Source organism: Gorillibacterium terrae, assembly GCF_051594785.1.
GTDB lineage: Bacteria > Bacillota > Bacilli > Paenibacillales > NBRC-103111 > Gorillibacterium.
On sequence record NZ_JBPPGI010000001.1, the window covers coordinates 1,334,022 to 1,359,384 of the forward strand.

Consider the following 25,363-nt stretch of genomic DNA (forward strand, 5'->3'; position numbering starts at 1 on the left):
GTCAGGCAGGAAAAACATCCCACTTGTCGAATACGGTAGTGTTCGACACTTTTTTACGGTAATGGGATGGGAGCTCGTGGGATCGTTGATCTTTCCAAAATCGGCACGTGTGGGCAGGATCGCTTTGTTCGTCCTGCTGGGTGCGGCGGCTCTGCTCGGATACGGTCTGCCGGTCCGGCTGCTGTTCGGCCTCGAATTCATCTTCGCATCGGTGTTTCTTTACATATCCGGACGCTTGTACGGCCCGCTCTGGTCGATTCTCCAGGCGCTCGCTGTCCAAACGGCCGGCTATTTCCTGTTCGGCCCCTCCGTCGGCCTCCTGCTGCACGGAACGGAAACCCTCCTTGTCCTTTTCTTCTGCGGCAAATCGAGGCGCAAGGAGTTCTTCTTCGGGGATCTGCTGTTCTGGCTGCTGCTGGGGCTTCCCTTCCTCGGGATTTGGCTGCGCGTCAGCGGGCAGCTCTTTTCCACGGAAATGGCGTTGTCCCTGCTCGTCCCGCTGCTCAGCGGCCTCATGAACGCGCTTCTCGCCGATCTGCTGTTTACGTATCTTTCGCTGTCCCGTTGGCGGACCCGCACCCCGGTGAAGTTCGGCGGCAAGGTGCGGCTGGGCAAGCTGCTGCAGCAGATCACCTTCGCCTGCATCTTCGCCTCCGGCTTCATTTATCTGTTGAACAGCAGCCATACGCTCGAACAGAATATATTGAACCAGGTCGGCGGCGAGGCGGCCGGTTCCTCGCATACCATCGAAGAGGCGTTCAACGGCTGGTCGGCCGAACAGCGGAGGGGAATCGAGCTGCGCAGCCTGCTTACCTACGCCGATCTCCGCGAGCTGATCCGCAGCGCCTCCATGTCCGCCGATTACGAATGGGCGCTGGTCGATTCCAAGGGAGCCTGCTTGTTCTCCTTTCCGAGCAGGGACGAAGAGCCGGGCTGGCTTCGCTCGGGGCAGTGGAGGAAGCTGTCTGCCGCCCTGTATTCCTGGAAGCCGGACCTTTCGCCGCTGCCCCCCGGAGACACGAGCTGGAACCAGAACGGTTATGTGTATTCCGCCGATCTGGGCCGCAATGAGCTGTATGTCAAGGTCCCGCTGACCAAGTTCAGTCCGGATGTATTCGGCTTATACACGGCTCAGCTCAAAAGCTTGTCGCTGCTCGTGCTCATGCTCGGCGTCTTCGCGTATTTGATGCACAAATTCTTCTTGACCACGATCCGCCAGCTTGCGGCCAGCACGGAGAATATTCCGCGCCGGCTGAAATCCCGCTCCAAGATCGAATGGCCGCATTCCCGGATCGAGGAGGTGCATTCGCTCATCGGCAACTTCCGCTCCGTGTCCTCACAGCTTGCCACCATGCTCGACGATTCCTGGCAGATGGCGTATTACGACACGCTGACCGGGCTGCCGAACCGGCGGCATTTTACCGAGCATCTCCGATTAACGCTGAAGAGCCGGGAGGAGCGGGAGGAGCAGCAGCTAGCCGTTCTGTTCATCGACCTCGACCGGTTCAAGCAGATCAACGACACGCTCGGACACGGCATCGGCGACGCTCTGCTGCGGGAAGTGGGCGAGCGGTTGTCCGCCGCTTTGCCGGAAGGCGCGTTCATCGCCCGCCTCGGCGGGGATGAGTTCGTCGTCGTCGCCGAGTACCTCGAGGAATCGGCTCCGGCCTCCGTCGCGGAATGTCTGCTCGGCGAGCTGAACCGGCCGTTCGTCGTCGAAGGCCACGAGCTCTACGTATCGGCGAGCATCGGAATCAGCCTGACCGAGGGCCAGGGGGAATGGGAGCTCGACGAGCTATTGAAGAAAGCCGATTCGGCGATGTACGACGCGAAGGACTCGGGCGGCAATGCCTTCTGCTATCATGCCAGCAGCCAGTCGCAGACGATGTCGGAGCAGATGCTGCTGGAATTCGAGCTGCGTAAGGCGCTGGCGCGCAACCAGCTGACGCTGTATTATCAGCCGATCGTGGACGCGGAGAGCGGAGCGGTGCGCTCGGTCGAAGCGCTGCTTCGCTGGAACCATCCCGAGCTCGGGGCCATCCCGCCGTCCAAGTTCATCCCGGTCGCCGAACGCAGCGGCTTGATCAAGACGATCGGCGAATGGACCTTGAAGGAGGCGTGCCGGCAAAACCGGGAGTGGGCGGAGGCGGCCGCGGAGCCGTTCCGCGTTGCGGTTAACCTGTCGCCGAGCCAGTTTCAGCAAGGCTCGGTGGCGGAGCTGGTGCGCCGGGTTCTCGCTTCGACCGGCTTGTCCCCCGGGCTCTTGGAGCTGGAAATCACCGAAGCGGTGGTGGTGGACCACGTCGGCAAGGTGATGGAGGAGCTGCACGCCTTAAAGGAACTGGGCGTGCGGATATGGATCGACGATTTCGGCACCGGCTATTCGTCGCTCGGCATGCTCAAATCCCTGCCGGTGGACGGGTTCAAGATCGATCAGTCGTTCGTGCGGGGGCTGCCCGACGATCCGGACAACCTCTCGATCGTGCGCACGATCGTATCGCTGGCCGAGTCCCGCAAATGGAGCGTCATCGCCGAAGGCGTGGAAACGGGCCGGGAGTCGGTCACGCTCGCCGAGCTGGGCTGTCTGGAGCAGCAGGGCTACTATTTCAGTTATCCGCTGCCCGCAGACCGAATTGCGGCGCAGGTTTTCGTCGCGCGACCGGCCGGCTGGAAGGAGGAGGCATGAAACATCGATTGCACGGCTTGCTGGTTGTGCTGCTCATCATCCTTCTATCCGGCTGTTCGAGTCCGCTGGCGACGGATAGCCCGATCAAGCCCGTTGCTTCGCCGTCCGCTGCGGGTATCGCAAGCGGCGAGCCCCCTGTCCTGAAGGTGTTGGTTCCCAGCGATATTCCGAAGGTCTGGCGGGAAGAATTAACGACGCTCGCCTCCACGCAGAACATTGCCTGGGTCTATGTCAACAAGAACGATGCCGCCGCTTATCTCGATGCGCTCACCGAAGAGCGTCCGCCCGATCTGGTGCTGTTTGACGAAGGCATGCTGGGCGAGCTGCGGGGACTTGATCTCTTTGAGGATTTAGGCGGTGCCGCTTACGGCGCGTTCTCTTACGCGAACCTGTTTCCCGGCCTATCGCTCAATCCTTACAAATCGATGGACCGTAACCGGCTGGTTGCCTTTCCGTTGGGCCTGTTTGCCAAGGTCACCTTATACCGGGCGGATCTGCTTGCGGCGAATGGGTTTCCCTCTGATCCGGAAGTTTTGGGGGATTACCTGGAGGACCCCGAGCGTTGGCTCGGGCTCGGCACCAAGCTGGCCCACAAGGGCATCCGGACACAGGAATGGAAAACGGACGGCCTGGATTTCCTGATGACCGGGCAGGGCTATTTCCGCGACGACGGCTCGTTCGTCCGCAGCTCCGCCGACTTGGTGAAGAAGCTGGGAGCGGTCCGGGACGCCTCCCGGAACGGAATGAGCGCCGAGCGCTCCGTCGATTCGACGCCGGAGCTGGTTCGAGAGGGAAAGATCGCCATGCTGTACGGACCGGAATGGAAGCTGGAAGGGCTGCGCCAAACCGATCCCGTCTTCGGAAACGAATGGCGGATGACGCGGCTGCCGATGGGAACATATGGGGCGAGCGACTCGCTGCTGTTCGCCATTCCCCGGAGCGGAAGCCATCCCGCGGAAGCGTGGGCGTTTGCCAAGGCGTGGCTGGAGCGGGAGAAAGCCGCGGGAAGCGCGATTGGCAGCAAAGCCGGGGTATGGTGCTCCCGCTTTCCGGACACATGGCCGACCCCGCTGGACCGGCGGGCGGATCAAATCTGGCGGGCGACCGTCCTCGACTACCTGTTTGACGGCAGCAAGACCCCGACGCAGGCGGTCGCCACCGCCTATGCCCATACCCTGGGCGAGATCGGCACGGACCTGCACTCGCTGTTTGCCGTCCTTCGCCAATCGTCCCGATAAAACCGGGATGGTGAGTGGACCGGCGGACATGCTATAATAAAGTTTAAAAAGTTTCCGTTCAGACGGTTGGAGTGGGATTATGACGAAGAAAGTAACGATGCAGCAAATCGCAGATCATCTTGGGGTATCCAAGTTTGTCGTTTCGAAGGCGCTCTCGGGCAAAGGCGGCGTCAGCACCGGGGCCAAAGAACGGGTGCTCGAGGCAGCCGCTCAGCTGGGCTACTTCACCCAGCCGAGCGCCGGCCGCTTGCGGGCGAAGAGGGATGACAAAGCGCCCAAGCCGCAGTCGGGCCGGCATTCCGTTCTCGTCCTCATGCCGAATGTTCGTTATCAAACCATGGATTCCACCTATTGGGGCAAGATCGTGGACGGCATCTCCGCTTGCCTGTCGGAATACGGCTACAGCATGGTGATCGTGGCCGAACAGAACGTGGAGACGCTTCAAAATGTCCTCAACCTGGACGGCATCCTCGGCATGATCGGCGTCGGCGTCATCTCCTCGGCCGTTCTGCTGGAAATTCACCGTTTGGGCCTGCCGATGGTATTGGTGGACCATGAGGATTCGCTGATCCCCGCGGACACGCTGTTCCTGAACAACTTTGACAGCATGAACCGGCTGGCGCGCCACCTGATCGCCATCGGTCACCGGAACCTGCAGTTTGTCGGCGACATCGGCTTCTCCCGCAGCTTTCTGGACCGGTTCGCCGGGTTTCGCGCCGCCATGGAAGAAGCGGGCCTAGCGCTCGGCGACGAGCCGTACGGCAGCCACAGCCTGGAGGGAGTCGACCATTATTCCGAGCAACTGCTCCCTTGGCTGGAGAAGAAGCAAGCGGAGGGCGCGCTGCCGACTGCGCTCGTCTGCGCCAACGATTCCATCGCGCTCGGCGCCATGGAGGCGTTGACCAAGCTCGGGGTGAGCGTTCCCGATGAAATGTCGGTGACCGGCTTCGACAACATCGACGATTCCGCTTGGTCGAATCCGCCGCTGACCACCGTTCACGTACCGAAGGAGACGCTGGGACGTCGGGCGGTCCGTCAGCTCATGGACCGGATTCAGACGTCTGCGGAACCGCAGGAGAAGGTTTTGCTCGCGGGCGAGATCGTCTATCGCGGCTCCATCCGCGAATGGACGCGCGGCTGATCATTCAGCCGCCTCAAGCTTGCATCAATCACCCAACTCAAAAAAGCCCCGGTTCTTCCGCCTAGACGGACGAACCGGGGCTGCTTATTAAGCTGGCAATGCGAGCGTTAGCGGCGAACGGGAATCAAGAGTGAGCGGGCTCGCGGGTCAAGCGTTCGATCATTTCCATGCAGGCGCGGGAATTGTGGTAAGGGCATTTCCAGGCGCTCACCTTGGACTGGCTGATGATCGGCTGGCCCTCGGCGGACAATCCCCAGTACCATTCGCCGTTGACGTGGTCGGAGATGTGCCGATCGATGAATTCCCAGGAATGGACGGCTGCGTTCAGGTAACGCTCATCCTGCGTCATCTGATAGGCGTTGTAGAAGCCGACCATCGCTTCGGCCTGCGGCCACCAATCCTTGCCGGCGTCGAGGAGATTGCCCTTGTTGTCCGCTTCGTTCCAGATGCCGCCGTCCTGGTCGACGCCTTCCTTCAAGGTCGCTTCGGCCATGTGCACGGCGACCTTCTTCACCTGCTCGGTCAATTCCTCGTCGCCCAGCACCTCGGCCGCTTCGACGAGCAGCCAGCTGCCTTCGATGTCGTGGCCATAGGAGACGTGGCCGCCCTTCACGTGCCATTCGTCGTCGAAGAACAGCAGGAAGTGGCCCGTGTTGTCGTCGACGATATAACGAAGAGTAACCTCAATCAGTTCCTTGAGGGAACGGCGCAGCGATTCGGAAGGCCATACACGGTAGAGGTTGGTGTAGCCTTCAAGTACGTGCAGGTGGGTATTCATCGACTTGGGCTCGTTCATGTCCTTGCCGCTCAGGCTCAGCTCGTCCGTCTTCTGCCAGTCGCGGGCGAGAGCTTCCACATAGCCTTTGTTGACCGGATCATAGGCATGCTTCTCAAGAAGCTCGAACAGCTTCACGGCTTCGTCCAGCGCAGCCTTATCCTTGGTGATGCGGAACCACTCGGCGAGCGCATAGATGGCGAAGGCTTGTCCGTAGACCTGCTTCTTCTCGCTGCCCGGGGTGCCGTCGGCTTTAACGCTCCAGTAGAGGCCGCCGTATTCCGGGTCCAGGAACTTCTCCAGCAGGAACTTGAGCGCCCGCTCGGCGGTCTGCTTGTAGACCGGATCGGGATACAAGCGGTAAGCGGACGAGAAGGTCCAGAGAATGCGGGCGTTCAGCACGAGGCTCTTTTCGGCGTCCTCGACCACCGTCAGGTCGTGGCGGATTTCTCCAAGGAAGCCGCCGTGGGCTTCATCGATCGTGTGATTGATCCAGAAGGACAGGATGTTGTCCTTAAGTTCTTTTTCAATTTGCGGGAGCAGGGTAGTCTTAAGTTCAGCGGTCATGGCAGTTCCTCCTTGGCTTGATTGCTTGTTCATTTGTTCAATTGCTTGCGGTAATGGCTGCGGATGGTGGCGGCGGCTTTCTTGCCGTTCACATAATAATCTCCCTTATCGGCAGCCTCAGCCGCGTCCTCCAGCTTGGCCGGCCAATCCCAGAGCATATAGCCCTCCACCCACGGACGCTTCTCGCAAGCGGCGAACATGGCACGGTAGAAGGCGTCTTGGGCTTCCTGCGAGGGCTGGCCCGTGAGCGACCAGTCATTGGGAACGAACTCGGAGCCAACGCGACTCATGCAGCCCGCCTCCATGAAGAAAAACGGCTTGCCGTACGCCTGGACGACGCGCTCGATCCGGTCGAGGTTTTCCTCCCAAGCATCCACAGGGTAATAGCCGCTGGAGGAGATGAAGTCGACGGCGTCCCACCATTTGACTTGGCCTTCCTGGTACTTGTCGCAATTATAGGTGATCGGCCCGTGGAAGACTTCCCGCACGCGGGCGATCAGCTCGCGCCATTCGGCTTCCCGCCGGTCGGTCGAGACCATCTCGCAGCCGATGCAGTAGAGGTCGCAGCCTTCTTCTTCGGCGATCCGGGCATAATGGAGGATGAAATCCGTATAGGTGCGGAACCAATCCGACCATTTGGGCTCGCAAGGGACGTCGATATCGAAAAAGTTGATATGGGCGCGCCAGGTGCCGTTCTTGACGTTCACCACCGGCTTCAGGCAGACGTGCAGGTCCAATCCCTTGGCTTGACGGATAGCGCGTCGAACTTCTTCGTCGGCAACGGTGGGAGCGCTGTCAAAGTGGATGCGTGTCGATTGGGGCGTGTCCTGGAGAGCGCCGAAGGCGAGCGTGACCCAATTGATGTCAAGCTCCTCCGCCATCGCGGCGAGCGACCGTTCGGCGAGCGGCGTACTCCAATCGCCGCGGTGTCCGTCCCATCCCCATGTCATTCCCGCTTTAAAAGATCCAGTCGGTTGATTCATGCTGTTATCCCTTCCTTCGGTTCGGATCTTTCGGTGTGGACTGGCATTGAAAAAAGACTATGTTTCGGATAAAGTTAGCATAACAGAGTAAGAAGTATATAACAACACGAGAAATGGACCCAAATCCGCGAAAAAGCCCCGCTCTTTATTCTGAGGCAGGCTGGTATCTTTCATTCGCGGCGGGACTTGCGGTTTGGCTCCATTCGAGACGGGGAGATCAAGATGGCGAACGAGATTCGGCTTTATCTGGACCAATTGGGGTACTTGCCCATGGAACGTAAGCGCTTTATTCTCACGGGGGCGTCTCGGCCCTTCGAGGTTGTCCGCCAGAAAGACGGAGAGCCGGTCTTGCGCGGAACCACCTCGCCGGCCATAGCCGACGAAGCGAGCGGCGTCGAAGCGGGCAAAGGCGATTTCAGCGATCTACACGAGCCCGGCCGCTACCGGATACGGGCAGCGGGTTTAAGCGAAGATGCGGAGCTGGTCATCGGCGATGGGGTCTATGACGATCTGCATCAGGGGCTGCTTAAAGCCTTCTACTATCTGCGCTGCGGCACGGAGCTGAGCGCTCCGTATGCCGCGCCCTGGACCCACGAACCGTGCCACCTTACCCGCGCCGAAGTCTATGGCAGCAAGGAGACCCGCGAGGTGAGCGGAGGCTGGCACGACGCCGGGGATTACGGCCGCTATACGCTGGCCGGAGCGGTGGCGGTCGCGGACCTGCTGCTCGCGTACGAATACAACCCGCAGGCGTTCGCCAAGCGCCTCCCGCTGCCGGAATCGGCGGAGGGGACGATGCCGGACGTGCTGCACGAATGCAAGTACGAGCTGGACTTCCTGCTGAAGATGCAGGAAACGGACGGCGGCGCCTATCACAAGGTGACGACGTACCACTTCTGCGGTTTGGATGTCATGCCTGAGGACGATACGGGCCCCTTGGTGCTGTCGCCGATCTCCTCCACGGCTACCGGCACGCTGGCGGCGGTCATGGCGCTGGCGGCAAGAGTCTACCGGCCTTGGGACGCCGACTTCGCCGCCCGCTGCCTCACGTCCGCCGAAGCGGCCTGGTCCTGGCTGCTTCAACATCCGGAAGGCCTGCTGTTTCATAACCCGCCGGGGGTGTTCACCGGCGAATACGGAGACGTCAGCGACGCCGACGAACGCTACTGGGCGGCAGCCGAGCTCTTCCGCACGACCGGGCGCGAGGAATTCCACCGCGCCATCCGGGATACGGTGGAGAAGGGCGAGGTCGATCTGTGCGAGCTGGGCTGGGCGCGCGTAGGCGGCTACGGCACCATCGCGTATCTCCGCACGGAGCGGAGTCTCGTCGACACCGGCCTGCGCAACCGCCTGCGGGAGATTTGGCTGGCGAAGGCCGAAGAGTACCAAGAGATCGCCGAGCGGGACGGCTTCGGTGTCGTCCTGGAGGCCCGGGATTACAACTGGGGCAGCAACATGGAGCTCCTGAACCGCGCCCAGCATCTGCTCGTCGCCTACCGCGAAGACGCCAACCGCCGGTTCCGGCAAACGGCGCTCGAGCAGCTCCATTATCTTCTGGGCCGAAACGTTGTGGGCCAGTCCTATGTAACGGGCTTCGGGACCAAGCCGCTCCGCCGCCCCCATTACCGTCCGGGTGTGGGAGACGGGATCGAGGAGGCCGTCCCCGGCATGGTGTCGGGTGGCGCGAATCCGGGGCTGCAGGACGACTATGCCCGCAAGCATCTGGCCGGACGGGCTCCCGCGGCGAGCTTCGAGGATCATGAGCTGAGCTATTCCATGAACGAGATCACCATCTATTGGAACTCCCCCGCGGTCTTTGTCACTTCGTTCTTCGCTTTTGCCGGGGAGTAATCGAACATTTTCCATCGGTTGAAAACAGACCAACGATTGCGGACTGCTCCGATTCCGTATGTACGCCGTATCCAGCCTAGATTTAGCCGCATCTGTGCAAAAAAAAGAAGCTGTTCCCCAAGTCATCATAAATGACGGAGGGACAGCTTCTTTTCAATTCGTTGATTTAGGGCAGGTAGCGCTTCAGAAGCGATGCTACTCCCTGATTGAAGGCGACGGCGTCGGCGCCGGGCGCCGGCTTGTCGGTGAGGCCATACTTCAGCTTGAGCCGGGCGATCCGTTCGACGCTCTCGTTCAGCCGCTCGGCGGTGATGCGGCCGTCCTTCACGGCCTGGGTGAGCGCATCGAGAACGGCCTGCTCCTTGGCATCGTCATGACAGACCAGCACCACGTCGCCGCCGGCCAGTATAGACCGCACGGCTGCGTCCCCCAGGTCGTAATGCTCGGCGACGGCGCCCATGGTCATGTCATCGGTGAACACCACCCCCTGAAAACCGAGGTCTTTGCGCAGCATGCCGCCGATGATCGCTTTGGAGAACGAAGCCGGATAGGTGTCGTCGAACTTCGGCAGCAGAATATGCGCCACCATGACGGCATCGGCTCCCGCTTGGACCGCCTTCTTGAACGGCACCAGCTCAATCTGGTCGAGGCGGTCTCTGCCATAATTCACGACCGGCAGGCCGATGTGGGAATCGACGGATGTATCGCCGTGGCCGGGAAAGTGCTTGACGACCGGAATGACCTGCTGCTCCGCCAGCCCCTGCAGGGTGGCAACGCCGAGCGTTCCGACCCGGGAGGGCGAGCTGCTGAAGGACCGGTCGCCGATAACCGGGTTATCGGGATTGCTGTTGACGTCCAGCACCGGCGCAAAGTTCAGGTTGTAGCCGAAACCGTGCAGCACTTCGCCGATCTTGCCGCCGATTTGCTTGGAGAAGGCGGTGCTGTTCGCTTTGCCGATCTTCAGATTGGTCGGCAGCTTGGCGAATTCGTCCGGCAGCCGGTTGACCCGCCCGCCTTCCTCGTCAAGGCTTAGCCACAGGGGCAGCGGGTTATCGCGATTGGCTTTTTTCAACTGATTGGACAGGCTTAGCATCTGGGACGAATTCTGCAGATTCGGCTTGAAGAAAATGATTCCGCCGACGTGCCGCTCTTCGATCATGCGGCGGGTGGCGGCATCCATGGAGGTGCCTTCCATGCCAACGACGACGAGCTGGCCGATCTTTTCCGCTGTGGACATCTTGCTTACCGCGGCCGCCGCCTCATCCGACGGAACGGTCGAAGGCGACGGCGTTGCCGGCGGGGTGGGAGCTGCGCTTGCCGAGGTTTCGGGAGAAGCGGAAATGGCCTCGGAGGGAGACACTGCCGGGCTTGGGCTCCGGGTTGCGGCAACGGACGCGGACGCGGAGGGAGCCGGGGATGCCGAGCTGCCTGCCTGCGAACCGGGAAATTGACAGCCGGTCGCGGCAAGAGCAGCCGTTAATAGGGCCAAACTCCAAGCATACCGGCGGGTTCCGCGGGAAATCGGAGAGAAACGGTTCATGGGAAGCCTTCTTTCGGGTAGAAGATGTTTTCGTCCGGCGGCCATGCTATCCTGGTGAAGAAACCGATCAAGAAGGGAGCCGAATCGAACATGGATATGGGCTTAACGGGCAAAGTTGCCGTCATTACCGGCTCCAGCAAGGGGATTGGCTTTGCAGCCGCCCGCTTGCTGGCCGCGGAAGGAGCGCGGGTCGTGCTGTGCGCCCGCCGCGAGGAAGAACTGAACGCCGCCGCCGAGCAAATTCGCCAAGAGACGGGGGGCGACGTGTTGGCCGTACCGGCGGACGTGACCCGCCCGGAGGACGGCGAACGCGTCGTCTCGCGAGCGGTCGAGGCCTTCGGCCGGCTGGATATCCTCGTCAATAACGCGGGCACCTCGGCCGCCGCGCCGTTTGAAACCGTCGGCGCCGAGAAATGGCAGGCCGATCTGGACCTGAAGCTGTTGGCGGCGATCCGCTTCTCCCAGGCGGCGCTTCCTTACCTGCGCGAAGCGGGGGGCGGAGCAATCGTCAACATCACTACCTCGGGAGCCAAGACCCCGCCGGCCGCATCCTTGCCCACCACGGTGAGCCGCGCTGCGGGACTTGCGCTGACCAAAGCGATGAGCCATGACCTGGCCAAGGACAATATCCGGGTGAACAGCGTCTGCATCGGCCAAATTCGCAGTGAGCAGATCGAGAAGCGCTGGAAGCAAGCGGCCCCCGAGCTAACCTGGGAGCAATTCTCCACCCTGCCGCAGCACCAGATTCCGCTTGGACGGATCGGAGAGACGGAGGAGGCGGCCCGGGTGATTGTCTTCCTGGCCTCGCCGGCCGCTTCCTATGTCACCGGGACGGCGGTCAATGTGGACGGAGGCAAGGCTCCCGCTCTTTGACAGCATGCCCGCCGGGATAGAGCTCTATCAGCCGGGAGGCTACGCCGATGTGTTTATGGGCAAGCTAACCTCATTCCAGCGGCTGCGCCGCGAGACAGGAGTGAGGAATATGAAGCTTGAGGTTACCCCCTCGGCGGCAAACTTGTTCAAAAGCGAATGGGGCTATCAGGACGGCGACCATGTCCGCGTGTTCGTCCGGTACAACGGCGAGGGCGGCGAAGACAATTTCGCCTTTGGCGTAACCCGGGACAACCCGAACTTTCCGGGAGTCGCCGTAGAGAAGGACCAACTGCATTTTTTTATGGAGCAAAACGACGTCTGGTACATGAACGGCCAGAACCTCACCATCGACAGCGCCGAAGACGGCATCGTCTTCAACAAGCAGTAGACGTGCGCGGCGGGCGAAAGGTTACAGGTGGTAAGTTCCCGACGGCGCGTTAAGCACCCACTCCAGCAGGAGGATACGGTCGTCCAGCCGCTCCAGCTCCGAAGCGAAGCGGGAGGGATCGGCGGCTTCTTTCTGCCGCTCGTTGAGGGATTGCCGTTGCTGAATCAGCTCAAGAAGCTTGCGCTTGATTTGATCTTCGGTCCGCATAGCACTTCCTCCTTTCATTGAGCCTTGAAGCAAGCCTTCTTCACCCGAGCTTTTCGCTTGCGGGGAAGAAGGTTTCTTCGCGTTTAAGAACTGCGCTGTCAGGGAAGCGGATCGATCTGCACGGCGGCTTGCTTGCCGCTGACCTGCACGCCGGTCCGGGGCCGGCCGATGGGCTTCAACTCGCGGATCAGCTCTTCGCACAAGGCGCGGGCCGCCGGGCCTTCCTTGCCGCCGAGCTTCACCGTGATGAGCACGCTGTCGCCGCCGGACAGAATCCGCTCGGCCTGCTGCCGCTTGGTGTCAAGGTCATGCGCTTCGATCTGCGGCGTCAGCCGCAATTCCTTCACCTTGGCTTTTCGCGCCGGCCGGGCCGCTTGCTGAAGCTCGTGGGCCTTGCCCTTGCCGACCAACCGGCAGGGAGGCGGGCTTTCCAGAAGCGAGGTGCAGACGAGCTCGGCCTTTTGCTTTCGCGCCAGCTCCAGCGCTTCCTGCGTCGGAACGATCCCCAGCTCTTCTCCATCAAGACCGAACAGGCGAACTTCCTTCGCCTTGATTTTTTCCCCAGCGATCATTGGATAACCTCCGCAGTTTCGATATAATTACACCATATTACCCGCTTGATACCCGAATGGCAATTTTACCCCGTGAAGGGCGTTGCCGACAGAGAGGAGAGACGGCGATGGACCGCAAGGAGATGGAGGCGGAGGTGATCCGCCGCTACCGGCAGGATGAAGAAATGATGATTCTGGTGTTCGCCCAGTGGTGCGTCAACCGGGGGTTGGACCCCCTGGATCTGTACGGCAGGGCATATCCCGGACAGCTCGCGAACCCGGCGCTGGCCCATGCGCTGGAGCTGACGGTGCCGAAGGAGGAAGCCGGAGAGGTCGACGACGATACGCTGCTGAACGTGTTGTCGCTCTACGACAACGCCGACCTGGCGTTTGTGGTGAGCGAGGAGATCGCCCGGAGGAAGCCGCGATGATCCGGGTGGGCTTAACCGGCTGGGGAGATCATGACAGCTTGCATGCGCGCAAGATACCGGCCAAGGACAAGCTCCGGGAGTACGCCACCCATTTTCCCGTCGTCGAGGTGGACAGTGCCTTCTATGCGGTGCAGCCGGTCAAGAACTACGTAAAGTGGCTGGAGGAGACACCGGAGGGATTCCACTTCGTCGTCAAGGCTTATCAGGGGATAACCGGCCATCTGCGCGGAAAACCGTATTTTACGAACGACGATGACATGTATGCCGCTTTTTTGGAATCGGTTGCACCGGTTGTCGAGGCAGGAAGGCTCTCCTGCGTGCTGTTCCAGTACCCGCCGTGGTTCGACTGCACCCGGGAAAATGTAGCCCGTCTGCGCGACGTCCGCGTGCGGATGGGGAAGCTTCCCTGCGCGCTGGAGTTTCGCCATCAGAGCTGGTTCAGCGAGGAGTTCCGGCAGAAGACGCTGGACTTCCTGCGGGAGGAAGGCTGGATTCACACCGTCTGCGACGAACCGCAGGTTCCGCCCGGATCTGTGCCGACGGTGTTGGAAGCCACAAGCCCCGAGCTTACGCTGGTTCGGCTGCACGGGCGCAACGCCGCCGGCTGGACGCAGAGCTCGGACGCCAACTGGCGGGAGGTGCGGTACTTGTACCGCTACAGCCCGGAAGAGCTGACGGAATGGCGGGATCGCCTGCTCGCTCTGAGGGAGCAGTGCCGGGAGGTCTGCGTGGTCTTCAACAACAATTCCGGCGGCGACGCGGCGGATAACGCCTTGGAGCTGATGGACCTGCTGCCCCAAGAAGAAACCCAATCGGGCATGGCACCCCGGCAATTGGACTTATTTCAAGATGATACCCCATAAACGGAAGTTTCCCCGTAACAGCATGAACCGCAGCCGAAGAATAGGGAGAGGCGAAAAGAGCGAGGTCGCAGATGAGTCAAATCGAAGTCAGGGAACTCAGCAAGGAATTCCGGCAGGCCATCAAGAAGCCGGGGTTGAAGGGGGCGGTCCAGCATCTGTTTACTCAGCAGTACCGGGATAAGCTGGCGGTAGACCGCATTAATCTTACCATTGAGCAGGGCGAGGCGGTCGCCTACGTCGGACCGAACGGAGCGGGGAAATCGACGACCCTCAAGATGCTGACCGGCATTCTCGTTCCCACCTCGGGGTCGGTCCGGATCGACGGGCTCGATCCGCACAAGGATCGGATTCGTAACGCACAGAAGATCGGGGCGGTGTTCGGCCAGCGAACCCAGCTCTGGTGGGACATTCCGGTATCGGAGTCCTTCTCGCTGATCCGCGATATCTACGAGATTCCGGAGCCGGTCTATCGGGAGAACCTCGCAATCTTCACCGAACTGCTGGATCTGAACGATTACATTCACCTGTCCGGGCGCAAGCTGTCGCTCGGTCAGCGGATGCGCGCCGATCTGGCGGCGGCGCTCCTGCACAACCCGGAGATCGTCTACCTGGACGAGCCGACGATCGGGCTCGATGTCGCCGTCAAGGAGAAGATCCGCGGATTCATCAAGCACATCAACCGGGAGCACCGGACCACCATCATGCTGACGACGCACGATCTGGGCGACATCGAGGATCTGTGCCGCCGGCTCGTCATCATCGACAAAGGGCGAATCATTTACGACGGCGAATTGCAGGCGGTCAAGGACGCGTTTGCCCGGGAGCGGGTGCTTCACGTGCAGCTGAAGGAGCCCGCTCCCGGCCTGACCGAGGTTCTCGGCCGGCTTCCCGGCGTATCTCTCGGGGAGGCCGACCGCCGGGCGATCGAAAGCGGCGGCAAACAGGCCGCCGTTGCGTTCGACCGGTTTCTCATCTCGGCGGGCGATGTAGCCGGGGCCGTGCTCCGGGCGGCGGAAATCGTCGACTTCCGGATCGACGAGCCGAGCATCGAGCAGATCATCCGGCGGGTGTATGCCGGCGAGATTGATCTGGCGCAGGCGGCTAAGGGGGTCTCCTGATGCCGATCCGGTTGCGCAAGGGAAAGAAATACGTCTCCATGGCCGCCCGCAGCATACAGAATTCGATTTCCTACCGCCTGTCCTATTTTATGAATTTGTTGGCGGGCTGGATCGGTTTGTTCTCGATGTACTACCTTTGGAAGGCCATTTATGCCGGAAGGCCGGTGCTGGCCGGTTTTACCTGGGAGGAAATGAAGGCGTATCTGGCGGTTACCTTCATCGCCAACTCGCTCCTGTCCTATTATTCCGAATCCCGCATCGCCGGCAAGATCATGGATGGAAGCGTCGCCATCGACCTGCTGAAGCCGATGGATTTTCAGAAGGCGCGCTTCGCCGAAACCCTCGGTTCCTGCGTCATCGAGGGGGTCGTCGGGGCCGTTATGGTCGCCGTCATCGGCCTCGCCGTGATGGACGTCCAATTAAACATGGACGGCGGGACGGCGGTTCTGTTTGCGGTCAGCCTGTTTTCCTCGCTTCTGGTCAAATTCGGCATCGTCTACCTCACCGCTCTGTTGTGCTTCTGGACGACGGGCTCGATGGGGTTGATCTGGGCCCGGCAGGCCGTGACGAATCTGCTGTCCGGCGCGCTGGTTCCGCTGGCCTTCTTTCCCGGCTGGCTGGAGCGCATCGCCTATGCGCTGCCGTTCCAAAGCATCATCCACACGCCGGCAAGCCTCGCGCTCGGCAGCTTGACGGGCGCCGATGCGCTTGGCATGGTGGCCTTGCAGCTCGGTTGGGCCGTTCTGCTGTGGCTGGCCGGTAAGCTGCTGTGGAAGCGGGCCATTCGCCAGATTACCATTCACGGGGGGTGAGGAAGTGAGATTGCGCCGATCGTTGTTTTTGTACCGCCGGTTGTTCTCGGCTCAGCTCCGGGCGATTCTGGAATACCAAGCCGACTTTCTTATTCTGCTCATCGCCGCCGCCCTTCAGCAGCTGCTCGGTTTCGTGTTCCTGTGGGTGGTGTTTGAGCGGATTCCCGATATCAACGGCTGGGGCTTCTGGGAAGTGGCTTTCATCTATGCGATGATCTTTTTTACCGAAGGGGTCGGTTCGCTGTTCTTTGAAGGCACGTGGCGGATCGGCCGACTCGTCAACATGGGCGAGCTGGACCGCTACCTGGTAAGACCGCTCTCGCCGGTGCTGCAAATCTTCACCACCGGCATCGGAATGAACGGAGCGGGCAACATTCTGCTCGGTCTGGTCATCATGATTCAGGCGGGGGTTCACAGCCACCTGGACTGGACCGCCGGCAAGGCCGCGCTGGGCCTGCTGCTGATCGTCTGCGCGATTGTGATTCGCGTGTCGATCAACCTTGCGGCCAATTGCGCCGGTTTCTGGATCAAGAACGCAGGGAATTCTTTTCCGCTGATGATTCACAACCTCAGCGACTTCGCCAAATACCCGCTTACGATCTTCGCGGCGGGCTTCAAGGTGCTCATCGCCTTGGTGGTTCCGTTCGCGTTTGTCAGTTTTTTCCCGGCGGCGTATCTGTTCGATAAGGACGGCTGGAAGTGGATCGCCTTGGGCGCCCCCGCCGTAGCCGCCTACTGTATCGCCTTGGCCTTCCTGATTCTGCGAATCGGCTTGCGCAAGTATGAGAGTGTAGGCAATTAGAGCGTGCCGGAGGAAGGCTGCCGGACTTGAGCTCGCCATCATCCGCCGCCCGAAGCGGCGGCCCATCGGAGGTGCCGTTATGCAGCAAGCACAGAACCAAGTCCAGGACAGGGTCCTCTTCATCGGAACCTATGCCGGCGAAGCGGAGACGGGCATCCACATCGCCCGATTCGACGCGGCCACCGGAGAGCTGACCCGGATCGGCGGCGTTTCCGGGTTGGAACGCCCCTCGTTCCTGCATTATGACGCGGCCCGCTCGGTGTTGTATGCCGTGAGCGAAGCGGCGGGGCGCGACGGCGAGGTGGCGGCCTTCCGGTACCGCCGGGAGGACAACCGCCTGGAGCTTCTCGGACGGAGGCCGAGCGGCGGCGATTCGCCTTGCCACCTGCGGCCGAATCCCCACGGCACCCTGCTGGCGGCCGCCAATTACATGCGGGGCGGCATCACCCTGTACCCGCTCGACGCCGATGGCCGGATCGGCGAGCCGGTCGGCCGGGCGGAGGAAGAGGGAACCGGCCCGCGTACCGACCGGCAGGAAGCGCCGCATCCGCACTCGGTGAACTGGAGCGCGGACGGACGCTTCCTCCACGTACCGGATCTCGGTACCGACCGGATTCGCACCTACCGGCCGGAAGCGGCTGCCGGAGACAACGGGACGGTCGTGCTGCAGAAGGCCTCGTCCGCATTCCTTCAACCGGGCTCGGGGCCGCGGCATCTTGTCCTGCATCCGCGGCTGTCGGTCGCGTATTCGGTCCAGGAGCTCGATTCGACGGTCGTTCGCTTCCGCGCCGACGCTGCCACTGGGAAGCTGACGCCGGAAGGGGAGGCTCTATCCCTGCTCCCCGCCGAATTCGAAGGGCATAACGATGCCGCCGACCTGCACCTTTCGCCGGACGGCCGCTTTCTCTACGCTTCGAACCGCGGGCATGACAGCATCGCGGTGTTTGCGGTCGCCTTCGAGGACGGGGCCCTGTCGCCGGTGGAGGCGGTTCCGACGGGCGGACAGACGCCGCGGAATTTTGCGATCTGCTCGGACGGCCGGTGGCTGCTGTCGGCCAATCAAGGGTCCGGCACCGTTACCGTGTTGAAGCGCGACCGCGATACCGGCCGGTTGACGGGAACGCCGCATCGCTTGGAGGGCATTCCGCAGCCCGTCTGCCTCGAGTGGGCCTAAGCTTAGCCCGGCTGTAGGACGCGCTGCACGGACCGAGAGCGACGGCGGGAGCGGTGAAGCCCACGGTCCGGGTCGGCAGCCGTTCCGATTCCCTCCCGGCTCGGCAGGCTCTTCCGCTTTTCCGGTCAGCCCCTCTTGAAAAACGGCGGATCAATGGTAGGATGGTAAAGATGCATTGCCGCCGCACCGCTTCCCGCGAGCCTCGTCAGAGAAAGGAAGATCCTTGTGACCGCGCTTTACCACATCCTCGGAGCAAAACAGTTCAACCGGACCGAGCTGGAGGAGCTGTTCGAATCCGCAAGCCGCCTGGAAAACCGCGAGCTCTGGAACACCGACCCGCGCTTTCAGGGCAAAATCATGACCACGCTGTTCTTTGAAGCCAGCACCCGCACGCGGCTGTCCTTCGAATCGGCGATGAGCCGCCTTGGCGGTAAGGTGATCGGGACGGAGAACGCCGCCCAGTTCTCGTCGACCATCAAAGGCGAAACCCTGGAGGATACGATTCGGATCGTATCCGGATACAGCGACCTCATCGTGCTGCGGCATACCGATATCGGCGCCGCTGAACGCGCGGCCAAGGTGGCCGACGTGCCGATCATCAACGCGGGCGACGGAGCCGGAGAGCACCCGACGCAAGCGCTGCTCGACTTGTATTCCATCCGCAAGGAATGCGGCCGGATCGAGGGGCTGACGATCGCCATGATCGGCGATCTCGCGTATGGACGGACCGTGCATTCGCTGAGCTATATGCTTGCCAATTACCCGGACATCCGGCTGCTCTTCGTCTCGCCGGAGAATGTCCGCATCCCGTCGTACGTCAAGCACTTCCTGGACGAAAAAGGCGTCTCCTACCGCGAGACCGAGGATTTCGACGAGGCGCTTCAGACCGCCGACGTGCTCTATCAGACCCGCATTCAGAAGGAGCGTTTCCCTTCGGTCGAGGAGTACCGCAAAGCGGAGGGCCGCTATATCATCAACCGCGACATCCTCGGCAAGATGCGCCAGGATGCCATCATCCTTCACCCGCTGCCGCGTGCCGGCGAAATCGCCGTCGAGGTCGACGACGATCCCCGCGCCGCCTACTTCCGTCAGGCCCAGAACGGCCTGTACATCCGCATGGCGCTGGTGGAGAAATGCCTCGCTGCAAAATAAAGCATATCTGAAAATGCCGGCCGCCCAGCGCGGCCCGTTCGGAATCACCGGCTTCCCGCCCGGCTTCGGCCATGGCGGGAAGCCTTTTTTTGCAGGCGGGATTAACAAAAGCTTCAAATGCCATCAACGATCCCTTAACAAATCCAAAATCATCCACAAACAATCGGATGCCAGAATGAGAGAGTAAGGTACATAACCAATCTCGGAGGAACGGGTGAAACGATGAAACCACAATGGCAAAAGGCAATGCTCGCCTTGACGGTGGGCGGGGTCAGCCTCACCGGCATGGCCCTTCCGGCAACGGCCGCGACGAATCCGGCCGCTGTCGCCCTTCAGGTCGCGGTGGATAGCCAGGCAACCGCGCTGCGCACACTGCAGGTGAAAGGGGTCAGCCTCGTCTCGGTCCGCGACTTGGCTGCAAGCTTCGGCATCGTGCCGGAATACGCGGGCGGTAGCATCGCGCTGAACACGGAGGCGACGGTGAACATAAGGGTCGGTTCCCTGGCGTATACGGTCGACGGCGAGGCCCGTCAATTCGCCGCAGCGCCGTTCGAAGCCGGCGGTGTCGTGTATGCCGAGCTGAATTCGCTGGTCGATGCCCTCGGCGGCAGCGTAGAAGGGCAGGGCAAGAACGCCGTCATCCGCAGCTTCCGGCTTCTGGACGGCGAGTTTTCCTCCGCCCGCTGGATCAGCGGCAACCGCATTTTGGCCGTCCGCGAAGACGACAAATCGCTGTACGTGATCGACGCCGCAACGAAGAAGGGGGAGCTTCTTACATCGGACGAGGATGCCCTGGGCCTGACCGTATCGCCGGATGGCAAGTCCGGCATATACACCGCTTCGACTGGCATTGTCAAGCTGATTAACCTGCAGAACGGCCTCGTCCGCACCGTCACCTCCGACACGACGGTCAAGACCGAGCTGGTCTGGTCCGCCGACGGAAGCTCGGTCTACTTCATCCAGGGGGACAACCAGGACAAGCTGTCCCGCCTCAAGCTGGACACCGGCGCCATCGCCACCCTGCTGGACGACAAGGTCAATTTCAAATCCGAGCTGCGGGTTTCCGCCGACAGCAAGAAGCTGCTGTACATCGTTAACGTGACCGGCGTAGCCAAGAACGACAGCAACAGCACCGAGGATTCGCTGACCGTCGATTTCAGCGGCGCCGGTACCCAACTCGTCCAATTCGCCCTCGACGCCAAGGACGCCAAGCCGGTCCTTCTCGCCGCCGGCAAGACGAATAAGCTGTATCCGCAATGGCTGAAGGATGGCAGCGCGGCCTATATCAGCACCGACCCGGACGCCGCCAGCCCGACCGGATCCCTGCAAGTGGTCTCCGCTCCAGACAAGACGGTTCAAGCCATAGCCGAGCTGGACGCGGAAGAGGCGTCCCTCACGCCGGATGGCGAACTGCTTGTGGCCGGACTGAACAAGAACGGTCAGACCGAGCTGCGGCTCGTTCAGCCCGACGGCAGCGCGAAGCCGCTCCTTTCCTTCACAGACGACATCACCGGCCTGTTCGCCTCGTCCGATGGACGCACGCTCGGCTTGTACGGCGGCAAGGTGGTCTTGGTGACCTCCGCCGGCATCGACAGCTTAACCCGATAACCCGCTTGGCCACATTATTCCATGAGGTGATTGTTCATGAATTGGTTGAAGAAAGCAACGATCCTCGCCCTCTCGCTGGCCCTCGTCACCACCGCGGCCGCCGTTACGGCGGAAGCCAAATCGACGCTCAAGGGCCGCGTGACCATCAACGGCTCTACGGCGCTCCTGCCGATGACGCTGCAGGCCAAGAAAGAATTTGTCAAGCTGAACCCGAAGGTATCCATCGTAGCCTCCGGCAAAGGCTCCGTGACCGGTCCGCAATCCGTCAGCAAGGGAATCGCCGATATCGGAGCATGCGACTGGGATGCCAGTATCGACGTTCCCGGATTTAAAGCCTTTCCGGGCCAGGTTGCCCACAAGGTAGCGGTGATTCCGTTTGCGGCGATCGTCAATAAGAATGTGAACGTCAGCAATCTCACGACCGAACAGCTGCAAGGCATCTTCACCGGCACGATCACCAACTGGAAGCAGGTCGGCGGCCAGGACGCGGACATCGTCGTCATCAACCGCGCCTTCGGCTCCGGCACCCGCGTCAACTTCCAGATCAAGGCGCTGGGCGGCAAGGAGACGATCAAGAAGGACAAGAATTACAAGGAAGTCGGCTCCAGCGGCGACATGAAGACCAACGTGGCCACCACTCCCGGCGCCATCGGCTACATCGACTTGACTTACGTGAACGGAGACGTTAAAGCCGTCAAGATCAATGATGTAGAACCCACCGCCGACAATGTCATTAAGGGCAGCTACAAGGTTTGGTCCTACGGCTACTACATGACCAAGGGCCAGCCGACCGGGGCGACCAAGGCGTTCATCGACTACGTGCAGAGCAAGGCCTTCCAAGAGGGCTCCCTGAAAAAATTGAAATTCATCCCGATCTCGGCGATGAAATAATCGCTTTCGAAGGCACCATTCCGCCATCATTCCACGGCAGGCCGACCTGGCAGCGAGCAGGTCGGCCGCTTTCCATGGAGGTCGTTGATTCATGAGCCATCGTCACGAGGCTGTTCCTTCTCCGCTTCTTCGGACCCAAGTCCGAATGGACGGACACTCTTCGCTTCGGCGCAAGAAACGCGCCGCCCGCAAGAACGCCTGGTTCGGCCGCTATGTCAAGCTAAGCGTCTTTTCCCTCTGTTTTGTGCTCGCCCTGGTCTTGATCCTGGTCGGCAAAACCGGCTTGTCGGTCTTCACGGCGCTGTCGCCGGCCGACTTTTTCCTCTCGCTGGATTGGACTCCCGAGGAGGGCCGCTTTGGAGCGGGCTCGCTGATCATCGGCACCTTGCTCCTGACCGCGCTCACCCTGGTCATCGCCGTTCCGGTGTCCGTCGGAATCGCCGTGTTTCTCTCGGAAATCGCGCCGGATTGGCTGAAGAAGCTCTATCGGGCGATGCTCGATATTCTGGTCGGTATTCCTTCGGTTGTTTACGGCTACTTGGGTCTCACCGTGCTGCTGCCGATGATCCGCCAGGCGTCGGGCGAAAATCTCGGCGACGGCCTGCTCGCGGCGGCGCTGGTCCTGTCGCTGATGATTCTGCCGACGGTGAGCCGGGTCAGCGACGATGCCTTGACCGCCGTGCCGCTGTCCTACCGCGAAGCGGCTTACGCCCTCGGGTCGACCCGCTTGCAGGTTATCGCCAAGGTCATCGTGCCCTCGGCTTCGCGAGGCATTCTGTCGGCGGTCATTCTCGGCATGGCCCGGGCCATCGGGGAGACGATGGCGGTGGTGATGGTCATCGGCAACACGGCCCAGCTGCCGCGTGACCTCGTGACGCCGACGGCCGTGCTGACGAGCAACATCGTCATGCAGATTTCCAATGTCGAGTTCGATTCCACCTGGAGTCAAGCTCTCTACCTGATGGCATTCCTGCTGCTGCTGTTGGCCCTCGCGCTGATTGTCCTGCTCCGCACCATTCGTTCGAGGGGGGAATCCGCGTGAGTCCGATTTCCCAATCGTCCGCCGTTCGCCGCACCTTGAACGGCAGACGCCATAACCGCCGCGTTCGGGCATTGAACCGGATCGCAACCGCCTGCTTCTGGGCACTCGGCTCGCTGCTCCTGCTGCTGATCCTCTGGCTGCTCTTCACCATAGTCGGGCATGGCCTGTTCCGCATCGACGGGTCGTTCCTGATTGACATGCCGGAAGAGCTGGATACGGGGGGCGGCATCGGTCCGGTGCTGTTCAATTCGTTCTACATCCTGTTCCTGTCGCTCGTGATCTCCATTCCCATCGGCATCGGAGCCGGGGTCTATCTTGCCGAATATGCGCCGCCCGGAAAAAGCACCGAATTTCTCCGCGTGTGTGTGGAGGGGCTGGCTTCGGTTCCCTCGATCGTCTTCGGGCTGCTCGGCATCGCCATCTTCGTCGAAGCTTTTCATATCGGACTGACGATCCTCGGCGGGGCCGTAACGCTCGCCTTCCTCAACCTGCCGGTGCTGACCCGGGTTACCGAGGAAGCGGTGCACGCCGTTCCTCAAGAGTACCGGGATGCGGCCTATGCGCTCGGCTCGACCAAATTCCAGTGCATTGGACGGGTCGTCCTTCCGGCCGCGCTCGGCGGCATCGTTACCGGCGTATCGCTGACCGCCGGCCGCGCCTTCGGGGAATCGGCTGTGATTATCCTCACCTCGGGCCTCAGCACCTCCGGCCGGATGTGGGATTTTCATCTGATGGCCCCGGGCGAGACGCTGGCGGTCCACCTTTGGTATGTCCAATCGGAGGCGCTGGTGCCCGATGCGCGGGACATCGCCGACAAGTCCGCCGCCGTCCTCGTCGTCGTAGTCCTATTGATCAACCTGGTATTTCGTTTCCCTCTCTGGCTGCGTGCGCGAAGAACGCGCTAAAGTCGAATCGGCTTCCCGGCAGGGAAGCTTTTTTTATGGAGGCTCGATCCGAGTTATCCGCGAATAGTGATCTGGATTACAGCAGCGTTCATGGGGTTCCGGTAATCTTGGAAGGATGTGTCGAGAGAGAACGAGGAGGGAATGCCATGGCTGTGGTGAGAAGCAACGTCCGGATCGCGTCGGATGTGTATATTCTGGAAGCGGAAGGGCATTTCGCGGGAGAGATGGGGCAGTTCTACATGCTGCGGGGCTGGGACGATTACCCGCTGCTGTCGCGCCCGATCAGCATTCACGACAAGACGGAGGACGGCATCCGGTTCCTCTATCGGGTTGCCGGATACGGAACGGAGAAGCTGTCGCGCCTGAAAGCGGGGGATCCGGTCGGCCTGGAAGGCCCGTTCGGAAACGGTTTTCCGCAGATCGAAGGCCGGGTGGCGCTTGTAGGAGGCGGCATGGGAACAGCGCCGCTGTATTATGCCGCAAAGCGGCTTGCATCCGCGGACGCTTATCTGGGCTTCAGCGCCGAAGCGTTTGGCGTTGAGCCGTTTCGGGAAGCGGCGCAGGCCGTCACGGTTAATGTCGGCGGCTATATCGTCGACGATTTCCGTCCGGACGGTTACGCGGCTGTGTTTACCTGCGGGCCGCTGCCGATGATGCGGGCGCTCGCCGCCAAGCTGGACGGGTCGGGAATTCCGCTCTACGTCTCGCTGGAAAAGCGCATGGCCTGCGGCGTCGGGGCTTGCCTGGTCTGCAGCTGCGCCACCAAGAGCGGCAACCGCAAGGTGTGCGCCGACGGTCCGGTATTTCGAGCGGAGGAGGTCGAGCTGAATGACGATTTCAACATCCACTGAGATTGCCGGCGTAAGGTTCAAGAATCCGTTCATCATGGCTTCCGGCACCTTCGGGTTCGGCAAGGAGTATGCCCGGTTCTACGACCTGAGCCTGCTTGGCGGCATCTCCAGCAAGGGATTGACGCTGCATCCGAAGGCGGGGAACAAGGGCAACCGCGTCTACGAGACGGCAGCGGGCATGATGAACAGCGTCGGGCTGGAGAATCCCGGCGTCGAGGCGTTCCTTGACGGGGAATTGGACCGGATGACGTCTTGGGACACGGCGATCCTCCTGAATCTGGGCGGAGGAAGCGTAGAGGACTACCGCGAGGCGGCGGAACGGATCGAAGCCGACCGGCTTGCCCGAATTCGGGACAACCGGCGGGGAGCCGATATGATCGAGTTGAACATCTCCTGTCCGAACGTGAAGGAAGGGGGAATTGCCTTCGGAATCGATACGGGCGAAGCGCGAAAAGTCGTACGGGCGGTTCGTGCGGTCACCCGCATGCCTCTGGCCGTCAAGCTGTCTCCCGGAGCGAAGGACATCGCTGAGATGGCGGCCATGTGCGAGGGGGAGGGAGCCGATGCGGTGTCGCTGGTCAACACCTTTACGGCGATGAAGATCGATATCCGGAAGCGCAAAAGCGTATTTGCCAACGGCTATGCCGGCCTGTCCGGTCCCGCGATTAAGCCGATCGCCTTGCGGCTGGTTCATCAAGCGGCGAAAGCGGTGAAGATTCCCGTCATCGGCATGGGCGGCATCTCGTCTGCCGAAGACGCGGTGGAATTCATCATGGCCGGAGCGCATGCCGTTCAGGTCGGCACGTACAACTTCGTCAATCTCCGGGCCGGAGCGGAGCTGGAGCGCGACCTGCGCGCTTTCATGGAAGCGGAGGGCATTTCGTCCCTGGACGAAATCCGCGGCATCGTTTAGC

25 protein-coding genes are annotated in these 25,363 nt (G+C 61.4%); 20 read left to right on the forward strand and 5 right to left on the reverse strand.

The genetic code is table 11. The features are described 5' to 3' along the window. Window positions 1–76 precede the first annotated feature (76 nt). From ACSEXS_RS05560 to ACSEXS_RS05570, 3 genes are all read left to right on the forward strand, one after another. Window positions 77–2,686 carry a putative bifunctional diguanylate cyclase/phosphodiesterase gene (locus tag ACSEXS_RS05560; protein ID WP_438432168.1) on the forward strand — a complete coding sequence of 870 codons (2,610 nt, stop codon included), beginning with the start codon at window positions 77–79 and terminating at the stop codon, window positions 2,684–2,686. Next, on the forward strand, window positions 2,683–3,924 hold the full coding sequence (locus ACSEXS_RS05565) for an extracellular solute-binding protein (RefSeq protein ID WP_438432169.1): 1,242 nt from the start codon (window positions 2,683–2,685) through the stop codon (window positions 3,922–3,924). The genes ACSEXS_RS05560 and ACSEXS_RS05565 overlap by 4 nt, the downstream gene beginning before the upstream one ends. A gap of 79 nt (window positions 3,925–4,003) precedes the next feature. Further along, window positions 4,004–5,065, forward strand: a complete 1,062-nt coding sequence (locus ACSEXS_RS05570; protein WP_438432170.1) for a LacI family DNA-binding transcriptional regulator — start codon at window positions 4,004–4,006, stop codon at window positions 5,063–5,065. Window positions 5,066–5,189: 124 nt separating this feature from the next. On the opposite strand, the gene ACSEXS_RS05575 is transcribed toward ACSEXS_RS05570, so the two are convergent. Next, window positions 5,190–6,407, reverse strand: coding sequence for an AGE family epimerase/isomerase (locus ACSEXS_RS05575; RefSeq protein WP_438432171.1), 1,218 nt, complete (start codon window positions 6,405–6,407; stop codon window positions 5,190–5,192). A gap of 29 nt (window positions 6,408–6,436) precedes the next feature. Beyond that, window positions 6,437–7,390 carry a glycoside hydrolase family 113 gene (locus tag ACSEXS_RS05580; protein ID WP_438432172.1) on the reverse strand — a complete coding sequence of 318 codons (954 nt, stop codon included), beginning with the start codon at window positions 7,388–7,390 and terminating at the stop codon, window positions 6,437–6,439. Window positions 7,391–7,612: 222 nt separating this feature from the next. On the opposite strand from ACSEXS_RS05580, the gene ACSEXS_RS05585 reads away from it, so the two are divergent. Next, window positions 7,613–9,241: a glycoside hydrolase family 9 protein gene (locus tag ACSEXS_RS05585; RefSeq protein WP_438432173.1), complete on the forward strand. Its 1,629-nt coding sequence runs from the start codon at window positions 7,613–7,615 to the stop codon at window positions 9,239–9,241. A gap of 166 nt (window positions 9,242–9,407) precedes the next feature. On the opposite strand, the gene nagZ is transcribed toward ACSEXS_RS05585, so the two are convergent. Then, window positions 9,408–10,421 carry a beta-N-acetylhexosaminidase gene (nagZ, locus tag ACSEXS_RS05590; protein WP_438432174.1) on the reverse strand — a complete coding sequence of 338 codons (1,014 nt, stop codon included), beginning with the start codon at window positions 10,419–10,421 and terminating at the stop codon, window positions 9,408–9,410. Window positions 10,422–10,434: 13 nt separating this feature from the next. Between nagZ and ACSEXS_RS05595 the strand changes: the two genes are divergently transcribed. The 3 genes from ACSEXS_RS05595 to ACSEXS_RS05605 all read left to right on the forward strand — a co-directional run bounded on the left by ACSEXS_RS05595 (window position 10,435) and on the right by ACSEXS_RS05605 (window position 12,042). Continuing rightward, on the forward strand, window positions 10,435–10,692 hold the full coding sequence (locus ACSEXS_RS05595; RefSeq protein WP_438432175.1) for a hypothetical protein: 258 nt from the start codon (window positions 10,435–10,437) through the stop codon (window positions 10,690–10,692). Window positions 10,693–10,871: 179 nt separating this feature from the next. Beyond that, window positions 10,872–11,654 (forward strand): SDR family NAD(P)-dependent oxidoreductase, encoded by a 783-nt coding sequence (locus ACSEXS_RS05600; RefSeq protein ID WP_438433096.1) that lies wholly within the window; start codon window positions 10,872–10,874, stop codon window positions 11,652–11,654. A 109-nt stretch (window positions 11,655–11,763) separates the two neighbouring features. Then, complete coding sequence (locus ACSEXS_RS05605; RefSeq protein WP_438432176.1) at window positions 11,764–12,042, forward strand: HesB/YadR/YfhF family protein; 279 nt, start codon at window positions 11,764–11,766, stop codon at window positions 12,040–12,042. A gap of 21 nt (window positions 12,043–12,063) precedes the next feature. Here the strand turns inward: ACSEXS_RS05605 and ACSEXS_RS05610 are convergent, their stop codons facing one another. Together ACSEXS_RS05610 and infC are read right to left on the reverse strand one after the other, a co-directional pair. Further along, window positions 12,064–12,249, reverse strand: a complete 186-nt coding sequence (locus ACSEXS_RS05610) for a hypothetical protein (protein ID WP_438432177.1) — start codon at window positions 12,247–12,249, stop codon at window positions 12,064–12,066. 98 nt (window positions 12,250–12,347) lie between these two features. Continuing rightward, window positions 12,348–12,821, reverse strand: coding sequence for a translation initiation factor IF-3 (gene infC, locus ACSEXS_RS05615; protein WP_438432178.1), 474 nt, complete (start codon window positions 12,819–12,821; stop codon window positions 12,348–12,350). 107 nt (window positions 12,822–12,928) lie between these two features. Between infC and yxiS the strand changes: the two genes are divergently transcribed. From yxiS to ACSEXS_RS05680, 13 genes are all read left to right on the forward strand, one after another. Continuing rightward, window positions 12,929–13,231 carry a protein YxiS gene (gene yxiS, locus ACSEXS_RS05620; RefSeq protein WP_438432179.1) on the forward strand — a complete coding sequence of 101 codons (303 nt, stop codon included), beginning with the start codon at window positions 12,929–12,931 and terminating at the stop codon, window positions 13,229–13,231. Next, window positions 13,228–14,094: a DUF72 domain-containing protein gene (locus ACSEXS_RS05625; RefSeq protein WP_438432180.1), complete on the forward strand. Its 867-nt coding sequence runs from the start codon at window positions 13,228–13,230 to the stop codon at window positions 14,092–14,094. The genes yxiS and ACSEXS_RS05625 overlap by 4 nt, the downstream gene beginning before the upstream one ends. Window positions 14,095–14,165: 71 nt before the next feature. Next, entirely contained in the window at window positions 14,166–15,212 is a 1,047-nt protein-coding gene (locus tag ACSEXS_RS05630) for an ABC transporter ATP-binding protein (protein ID WP_438432181.1), read from the forward strand. After that, complete coding sequence (locus ACSEXS_RS05635; RefSeq protein ID WP_438432182.1) at window positions 15,212–16,024, forward strand: ABC transporter permease; 813 nt, start codon at window positions 15,212–15,214, stop codon at window positions 16,022–16,024. Before ACSEXS_RS05630 ends, ACSEXS_RS05635 begins: the two co-directional genes overlap by 1 nt. A 4-nt stretch (window positions 16,025–16,028) precedes the next feature. After that, window positions 16,029–16,826 carry an ABC transporter permease gene (locus tag ACSEXS_RS05640; protein WP_438432183.1) on the forward strand — a complete coding sequence of 266 codons (798 nt, stop codon included), beginning with the start codon at window positions 16,029–16,031 and terminating at the stop codon, window positions 16,824–16,826. Between the two features lie 79 nt (window positions 16,827–16,905). Next, window positions 16,906–18,000 carry a lactonase family protein gene (locus ACSEXS_RS05645; RefSeq protein ID WP_438432184.1) on the forward strand — a complete coding sequence of 365 codons (1,095 nt, stop codon included), beginning with the start codon at window positions 16,906–16,908 and terminating at the stop codon, window positions 17,998–18,000. Between the two features lie 225 nt (window positions 18,001–18,225). Next, complete coding sequence (gene pyrB, locus ACSEXS_RS05650) at window positions 18,226–19,152, forward strand: aspartate carbamoyltransferase (protein WP_438432185.1); 927 nt, start codon at window positions 18,226–18,228, stop codon at window positions 19,150–19,152. A gap of 222 nt (window positions 19,153–19,374) precedes the next feature. Then, a complete protein-coding gene (locus tag ACSEXS_RS05655) occupies window positions 19,375–20,760 on the forward strand; it encodes a hypothetical protein (RefSeq protein WP_438432186.1) in 1,386 nt (461 codons plus the stop codon). A 36-nt stretch (window positions 20,761–20,796) separates the two neighbouring features. Beyond that, window positions 20,797–21,651, forward strand: coding sequence for a phosphate ABC transporter substrate-binding protein (locus ACSEXS_RS05660; RefSeq protein ID WP_438432187.1), 855 nt, complete (start codon window positions 20,797–20,799; stop codon window positions 21,649–21,651). Between the two features lie 91 nt (window positions 21,652–21,742). Continuing rightward, the gene (pstC, locus tag ACSEXS_RS05665) at window positions 21,743–22,693 is read left to right on the forward strand and encodes a phosphate ABC transporter permease subunit PstC (RefSeq protein ID WP_438432188.1); all 951 of its coding nucleotides are present in this window, start codon (window positions 21,743–21,745) and stop codon (window positions 22,691–22,693) included. Further along, window positions 22,690–23,598 carry a phosphate ABC transporter permease PstA gene (pstA, locus tag ACSEXS_RS05670; RefSeq protein ID WP_438432189.1) on the forward strand — a complete coding sequence of 303 codons (909 nt, stop codon included), beginning with the start codon at window positions 22,690–22,692 and terminating at the stop codon, window positions 23,596–23,598. The genes pstC and pstA overlap by 4 nt, the downstream gene beginning before the upstream one ends. A 146-nt stretch (window positions 23,599–23,744) precedes the next feature. Continuing rightward, on the forward strand, window positions 23,745–24,449 hold the full coding sequence (locus ACSEXS_RS05675; RefSeq protein ID WP_438432190.1) for a dihydroorotate dehydrogenase electron transfer subunit: 705 nt from the start codon (window positions 23,745–23,747) through the stop codon (window positions 24,447–24,449). Further along, a complete protein-coding gene (locus tag ACSEXS_RS05680) occupies window positions 24,427–25,362 on the forward strand; it encodes a dihydroorotate dehydrogenase (RefSeq protein ID WP_438432191.1) in 936 nt (311 codons plus the stop codon). Before ACSEXS_RS05675 ends, ACSEXS_RS05680 begins: the two co-directional genes overlap by 23 nt. Window position 25,363 lies beyond the last annotated feature (1 nt).